The following is a 7,859-nucleotide window of genomic DNA, read 5'->3' on the forward strand; positions in this document are numbered from 1 at the left end:
ACGGCTTCACCCATAAAAACGATAAGCGCTGCATTTAGCGAAACTTCCTACACGATTCTAGGAAGCGACTGCGGCGCCCTGGAAGGGATTCCTCACTACGGTCTTTAGTGCACTTACGCCGCGCGTTTCATAGCGCGTTCGGCTCCATGAACCTGCCCGAAAGGATGAACAGCAGGAGTCTGCATGAGCAACTTGAACGATGTGCGTTTTACCTTCAGCACGCCCGCCGATGAGGCAATAGCATTTGATGTGGTGTCCTTCGAATTGAAGGAAGGGATCAGCGAACTGTACCGACTGGAAATCGAACTGGTCAGCTTCGCCGACGACGCCGACTTTGCCACTTTGCTAGACCAGCCCGCCGTGCTGACCATCTGGCAGCAGGATGAAGCGGTGCGCCATGTGCACGGCCTGATCAGCAGCTTCGAGCAAGGCAAGACTGGCCACCGTCGCACCCGCTACCGCGCCGTGATCGAGCCACAACTGGCCCGCGCCGGCCTGCAGTCGGACTGGCGCATCTTCCAGCACCGCCCGGTCCCGCAGCTGTTGGAGGAACTGTTCCGCGAACGCCAGTGGGGCACGTTGACCCAGTACATGGTCAGCCCGCACCAAAGCCGCGAATTCTGCGTGCAGGCCGGCGACTTGGACCTGGACTTCTTCTTGCGCCTGTCGGCCGAGGAAGGCCTGATCTCGATCTTCGAGCACAGCGAAGCCGGCCATGGCGTGGTACAGGCGGACAGGGTCAATCAGTTCGGCAGCCTGGAAGGTGAGCCGGTGCTCTACGTCGCCAACCGTGGCGGCGCGGAGCAGCAGCCCTGCCTGCGTCACTTCGCCTACCGCGAACAGGTGCGCAGCAGCCGCCAGGTCCAGCGTGACTACACCTTCACCCACCCGCGCTACAACCATGAGCACACCATGTTCCCTCGGGAGCTGGGCAGCCAAAGCAGCGATTACGAACGTTACGACTACCCTGGCCGCTACAAGCACGACAACGCCGGAAAACCATTCACCCAGACCAAGATCGACGCCTTGTTCAGTGATGCGCGCGTGGCTGAGGTCGAAGGTGACGATGCCCGCCTGCAGCCGGGTATCGCCTTTCAGTTGAGCGGCCATGCCCGCGAGGACATGAACATCCTCTGGCGGCCCCTACACATCACACACACGGGCCGCCAGTTCACCGCACTGGAAGAGGACGCGGCCGACGCCGAAGTCGGTACGTCCTACTCGCTCACCGCCAGCTTGATTCCGGCGCAAGTCGAATGGCATGCCCCTGCCCGCCCCAAACCGGTGATAGAAGGCCCGCAGATGGCCAAGGTGGTCGGCCCGCCCGGTGAGGAAATCTACTGCGACGAGCATGGCCGCGTGCGAGTGCAGTTTCCTTGGGATCGCTTCGGGCAAGACGATGACAAAAGCTCCTGCTGGGTGCGCGTCACCCAGGCCTGGGCCGGTGCCACCTGGGGCCACATGGCCATTCCGCGCATCGGCCAGGAAGTGGTCGTCAGTTTCCTCAACGGTGACCCTGACCAGCCGATGATCACCGGACGCAGCTATCACATCGTCAACCGCCCACCGTACCGCCTGCCCGAGTTCAAGGCGGTGAGCCCGATCCGCAGCAAGGAGCACCACGGCAAGCGCCATAACGAACTGCGCCTGGACGATACCACCGGGCAGATCAGCGCCGCCTTGATGAGTGATCACGATCACTCGGCACTGAACCTCGGCTACCTCACTCATCCCCGCCATTTTGGCGGCAAGCCTCGTGGGCAAGGTTTCGAACTACGCACCGATACCCACGGCGTGGTGCGTGCCGGAGGCGGGCTGCTGCTGACGACTGAAGCTCGCGCCCGTGCCAGTGAACACCATACGGACCTCGCCGAAACCGCCGAGCGCCTTAAAACTGCTCAGGAGTATCACACCACCTTTGCCAATGAAGCCCGCGACCATCTCGCCCAGGAAGGCGGCGATCAAGATGAAGTGGGCGATGCGCTCAAGGCACAACATAGCGCCATTCGCGGCAGCGGCGGCAACCCTGAAGCCAATCGTTTCCCTGAACTGGCGGATCCGCAACTGGTACTCGCCAGCCCAGCCGGCATCGCCACCAGCACGCCGGAATCCACCCATATAGCTAGCGGTGAACACCTGGGCCTGAGCACCGGCGGCCACACCAGCATGGCCATCGGCAAACGCCTGCTGATCAGTGCCAGCCGTGGCGTGCGGCAATTCGTGCAAAGCATGGGCTGGCGACTGGTAGCAGCTTCCGGCGACATCGACCTGCGCGCCCTGAAAGACAACATCAACCTGCTGGCCAAGCTCAAGGTCAGCGTCACTGCCGAACGCATCACTCTCAGTGCCAAGGAAGAACTGGTCATCCAGGCAGGCGGCAGCAGCACCACCTACAACGCGAGCGGCATAGTGCACGCCACGGCGGGTCAGTACACCGCGCACGCCACCGACTTCATCTACAAGGGCTCGAAGAGCCAGGCGGCAGCTTTTCCTGAAGACCTCAAAGCAGGCAAGGGCAACCTGGAATTGTTCCAGCACTACGCGAACAACCATCCGTTCAAGGGCGCCAACTACGAAGTCGAAGATGCTCTCGGCCAAATTTTTAAAGGCACCCTCGATGACAACGGGAAAGCCAGGGTCGCCGACGTCGCGCCAGGGCCAGTCAAAGTGCGATTCAGCGATGACGATGTGGATGTCTGGCACGACCCAGGATTCCCCGGACCACACGAGCAGATCGCTGGTGAGCTGACCACTTCTTCCTCATCAGAGCTGAGCGCACAAACAGCGGCAATTCTGAAGCAGCTCATCTCAGCCAAATCAGCAGAGGGATTGAAAAGTACTTCTCTTCGCTTAGGGGCAGATCTCACCGCTGACACGGCAAAGTCCATCCTTAAAAGCGCCGGTGTTCCCGAGACGCTGATCAAACTCTCGGAGAAAGCACGATGACCACTCCCGTTCGGACAGTTCAACAGGCCACGGGGCCAACGAATACCGCTTCTGTCAACGACATCGAAGCCGGCAAGGAAAAACTGGATCAGTGGATCCGAAAGATGACCGGAGGCGCTATCGGCTGGACTGCTGTCAACACCGCAGGCTCTGTCATCCCTGGGGTGGGCACCGTGTTCGCAGCGGTGGATGCCATTGGAGACTTGCTGACGCTTATTGATGGCAATCACGATGACTTCCTGACGTGGGTCAGCTTCGGCATCAATGTTGTGGGGCTTGTCTCGTTCCCCGGCGTGGGCCCTGCGCGCCTGACCATACGCACTACACTCTCTGCGGTCAGACGTGAGGGCATCGCAAGGATATCCGACGCCCTATTAAGCGCACTGGAGAAGAACTTAAATGATAAAACGCGAGGGTCGCTGGAAGCCTTCGCCCAAGACATAGAAAGCCGACTGAACGAGCTACTCACCAAGATTGCTGCAGAAATCAGCAAGGCCTGCGCAGCCTTCGCCAAAATGCTCCGTGGAGTCGCCAGCGACCAAGGGCAAAAGGCCTTGGCCAAAAAAACAAAGCATGCCTCCTTCTTCTTCGGGCCCGTTGCGGCGATAGCTGCAAACTTCCTGATCGAAGACAGACTCCTTTCAGCAGATACCTGCCAACAGTTGCTCAAAGCTGCCACTTTGGCAGAGCAGGTAGGTCGAAATGCTTCAGCAAAGATACTGGGCATGGCGGACTCCGGGAAAGTCGGAAGCATTGGCTACCTTGTACTGTCACTAGCTACTGCGCTCAAAAACCGCAAGGGCCGAAGACCAATAGCCGCAACATCCCATAGCAACAGGCCCAGCCAAGCACAACACACGCAACAGCAGAACGGTCTGACGACGCGGGGCACCGAACGCCCGGCGGTCAAAAATCCAAACTGCCGAAATCTTGCAGCTGCGGGCACTGGCGCGAACATCAGCTTCGCGACGGGCAGCGAGTCCTTCACACATACGGACTTCTCTTTACCGGGGTGCTTCCCGATCGAATGGGCGCGAACCTATCACTCCAACCTGGACGCCTTGGACACCGGGCCATTCGGCGCGAGGTGGATCACCCCCTATACGATCTTTTTGGAGGGCACTGATGACGGAGGTCTTGCCTACCGTGATTCGGACGGCAGAAGTCATCAATATCCAAACCCGGACATCGGTAAACATCACTATGACCCAGTCGAAGATGTGCTACTTGTTCGAGCCTCGGACAGCCAACTAGTCGTTGCCCGAGGCCATGACACGCAGGAGCATTTTCTAAGACAGGGGGACACATACCGCCTGACCTCCATCAAACATCGCAACGGCGCAAGACTGAACCTGCACTATGAGCACATTCACCAGGACAAACCACTGTTGTCGGACCTGCTCACCTACCAAGAAGATCGTCAACAGCATCATATCCACCTTGAGTACGGCGGAAACGGCCTAATCCGTTCGGTATGGAAGATGGCGGACGGCATTGCGCAACGCCAACTTGCCACCTACGAACAGGATGCCGAGGGTGATTTGATCAGCGCCTGCGACGAAAACGCTGCCCAATGGCGTTATACCTACCACCATCACCTGATCACTCGCTACACAGATCGAACCGGGCGCTCCTTTAACTTGGAATGGGACGGCGACGGACCTACTGCAAAAGCCATACGGGAATGGGGCGACGACGGGAGCTTCGAGACTCGGCTGGAATGGGACAAGAACATCCGGCTGACCTATGTAACCAATGCTCAGGGACAGGAAACTTGGCACTACTACGACATCCTCGGATTCACCTACCGCATCGTATACCCGGACGGTAATGAAGAGTGGTTCTATCGCGATGATGCAAAGAACGTAGTTCAACACATCCATACCGACGGCAGCGCGGAGCAGTTCGCTTACGACGAGCGCGGCAACCTCCTGCAGCATACACGCGCCGATGGCACCTCCGTCCACCATGCGTACGATGATCTGGGCCAGCGCTTCAAGACCCGCGATGCCGAAGGTGGGCTGTGGAAATACGACTACGACCAGCGCGGCAACATCATCGAAACCCAAGATCCGCTGGAGAACAAAACCCTCTACACCTACAACAGCGACAACTTGCCCATCGCCATCACCGACGCCAACGGTGGTGAGAAGAAACTGGCGTACAACCGCGACGGGCAACTGATCAGCTATACCGATTGCTCTGGCAAGACCACACAGTGGAAGTACGACGCAGCGGGCCAACTGGTCAAACTGATCAACGCCGCCGGTGAGGTCACCGAATACCAGTACGAAGCGGGCCAGTTGGTGCTACTCGTCCACCCGGACAAGACCACCGAGCGCTTCGAGCGTGATGCCGAAGGCCGCTTGCTCAGCCATACAGATGCTCTGTACCGCCGTACCCGCTGGACCTACAACGAAGCCGGGTTGATTTATCAGCGCCATAACGCCAATGACACCACCCTCACCTACCACTGGGACAAGCTCGGCCAGCTGGAACGCCTACGCAATGAGAACAACAGCGAGGCCAGTTTCAGGTATGACCCCGTTGGCCGACTGCTCAAGGAAACCGGCTTCGACAAGGAGACTACCCACTACCTGTACGACAATGGCAGCAACTTACCCACCCGCCGTGTGGACGGCGACAGGACTACGCACTTTGAATACGACCCGATGGACCGTCTCATCCAGCGCAAGGCCGGACGCCGTGGCGGTGAAAAGTGGGAGATAGAAACCTTTGCCTATGACGGCAATGGCAACCTGGTTGCGGCCAACAATGGCGCCTGCAGGCTGCAATGGTTCTACGATGCGGCCGGCAACAATACGCGCGAGCACCAGTGGTTGGACTACCTTGCCAAGCCCCAGATTGCCGTGTTCAAGCACGAATACGATGCTCTCAACCAACGTATCGCCACAACCCGTCCCGATGGGCACAAAGTCAGCTGGTTGACCTATGGCAGCGGCCATTTGCTAGCCCTCAAGCTCGATGACAAAGAGCTGGTCAGCTATGAACGTGACGATCTGCACCGAGAGATCGGCCGCGTACAAGGAAACGGCCTGATGCAGCGCCAGACCTGGAGCCCGAATGGCCAGCTGCTGGAGCAGACCTTGGCGCGCCAGGGAGAGTCCAAGCGCATTGCTGCGCGCAACTATCGTTACGACGAAGCAGGACAGCTGTGTCACATCAACGACTTGAACCGTGGCGACCTGCGTTACCGCTATGACCCGGTTGGCCGTTTGATCGAAGCTAGCCAAAACTACGAGAAGGAGACGTTCGCCTTTGACCCAGCGAGCAACCTGCTGGATTCCGAGGCCCCGTCAGGACCCAATCCGCATTCACCGCGCAAGCTGATGGACAACGTGTTACGCAGTTACTGCGGTACGCAGTATCGCTATGACGAACGCGGCAACCTGCTGGAGCGGATTGAGAACGGTAAAACAGGCAAGTTCACCTGGGACCTGTATGACCGGCTGCGACGCTACGAGGATGACCGACTGGTTGTCGAGTTTGGCTATGACGCATTAGGCCGTCGTGTCTACAAGGACTCACGCTCGAAGTACCGCAACCGGGTACAGGCTGGACCGGTCTGGAACGAGAACGCAAGGCGCGCGCTCGATGTAAAGCTAGGTTGCAACCTGACGTTGTTCATGTGGGACGGCGACACGCTGGCGTTTGAGCAGCGCGGCCGGGATGGAAAGGGGCGGACCACGCATTACGTGTTTGAGCCGGAAACTTTCGTTCCAGTAGCGCAAGGCGTGATGAATCACATTGAGGATATGTCCCACCAGGATACGTATTCACCCCCGTATGATTTACACCAAGATCCAGCTTCGCTGAACCACATCATCCCAAAGCCTTTCGAGGAGTTTTACTGGTATCAATGCAACCACCTCGGCACACCAATGGAGCTGACCGGCACCAACAGTAAAGCTCAATGGATGGGAGACTACAAGCCATGGGGCCAAACAAATGAAAGCCATCCCAACATGCTTCCCGCCAGCAGCTTTGTGCTTCAAGGCCAATACCTCGACCATGAAACCAAGCTACATTACAATCGATATCGATACTACGACCCTTCGACTGGTCGCTTCATTGGCAAGGATCCAATTGGCTTCGCAGGGGGGTTCAATTTATATTCATTCGCGCCCAACCCTGTTGAATGGCTGGACCCATTCGGCCTAGTACGCACTACGAGGTGTCTCACTCTAGCAGATTGCGAGAAGATCATTGCAGCATCAGGACGAGAATCGGGGCCCCACGACAAAGTGGCTCGCGACTCGCATCATGTAATACAAAAAGCAGCAATGCTCAACATCCCAGGCTATGGCGATGGTAGAACGGCTTACGCCGTACAACTCGGTGCCCCTGCCAACGTTCCCGGCACTGAACACTACATCGCTACGCAATCTCAACGACAAAAGGGAACGGGTGGAAATTACGCATCAGAAAGGGTTGTTGGATATCGAGCATTACGGAGAGCTGGGCTTAGTGCAGAAGAGTCTAGATGCCACATCATGTTTGCAGATGTTGACTTAACTAAGCTTGGCGTCAAACCCGGTACCGCAACTCGGATTCCAGGCAACCGAACTTCTCGAGGGAGAAAAAAATGAATACACCAAAAATTACAGAAAAAATAGCTCGCGAGATAATTCGCATCAACAATCACATTCAAAATAACGAATTCGAGAAGCTTAACGCACATGGGTACATAAACCATAGCAAGGCCGAATATCTCAGGCGGGCATTTCTAGACTATTTCGACAACGACAACCACACTTCCGACTTCGCCAGGATATCCACCCCCAGCAGAGATCACATTGTAAATAATTCAGTAACACTTTACTCCGACCCCAGAAACCCATCCCCCAAATCCTGGATGATTGAGTCCGACGTAATAATTGACGACCAAAGAA

General features: G+C 57.3%; 3 protein-coding genes. All 3 read left to right on the forward strand.

What is annotated here, in order from left to right; all coding sequences use genetic code 11:
* Positions 1 to 183 precede the first annotated feature (183 nt).
* Entirely contained in the window at positions 184 to 2,946 is a 2,763-nt protein-coding gene (locus tag NP534_RS24160) for a type VI secretion system Vgr family protein (protein WP_274100376.1), read from the forward strand.
* On the forward strand, positions 2,943 to 7,556 hold the full coding sequence (locus NP534_RS24165; RefSeq protein WP_274100377.1) for an RHS repeat-associated core domain-containing protein: 4,614 nt from the start codon (positions 2,943 to 2,945) through the stop codon (positions 7,554 to 7,556). The genes NP534_RS24160 and NP534_RS24165 overlap by 4 nt, the downstream gene beginning before the upstream one ends.
* Positions 7,553 to 7,859 (forward strand): hypothetical protein (locus NP534_RS24170; protein ID WP_274100378.1); only part of this gene is annotated, 307 nt, incomplete at its 3' end. The genes NP534_RS24165 and NP534_RS24170, both read left to right, overlap by 4 nt.

Origin of the sequence: Pseudomonas sp. 39004 (assembly GCF_028682155.1) — a bacterium.
Taxonomy (GTDB): Bacteria; Pseudomonadota; Gammaproteobacteria; order Pseudomonadales; family Pseudomonadaceae; genus Aquipseudomonas; species Aquipseudomonas capeferrum.